The organism is Bradyrhizobium sp. Leo78 (genome assembly GCF_059512425.1).
Genome location: NZ_JCAMOT010000316.1, coordinates 1 through 347, shown reverse-complemented (window position 1 = coordinate 347; position 347 = coordinate 1). Strand labels below are relative to the sequence as shown.

Sequence of the window (347 nt, the reverse complement as noted above, 5' to 3'; positions counted from 1 at the left end):
ACCTCATCGGCCGATGAGGTGCTCGCCCGGCTGAAGAGCCGCATTACTCCGGCCGCCTGATCTCATTCCATCCAGCCATTCATTCATCGAACCAAGGGACAAAGACCATGAACGACAGTTTCCAGAAACATTCCGCCAGCTGGGTCAGCTTCTCCTACATCTCCTTCGGCGCCGCCGCCTTCATGCTGGCGCTCGGCCTCTACATGATGCCGCTCGATCTCTGGGGCAAAGGCTATCTCGCCATGGGCATATTGATGCTGGTGCAGACGACGGTGAATATCACCAAGACGCTGCGCGACAATGCCGAATCCGAGAAGCTGATCCGCAAGGTCGAAGATGCCCGCACC

At 57.9% G+C, this 347-nt stretch carries 1 protein-coding gene; it reads left to right on the top strand.

The genetic code is table 11. The features are described from left to right. Positions 1-107: 107 nt before the first annotated feature. On the top strand, positions 108-347 hold a 240-nt coding region (locus AC5ZG1_RS44870), incomplete at its 3' end, for a YiaA/YiaB family inner membrane protein (RefSeq protein ID WP_496136634.1).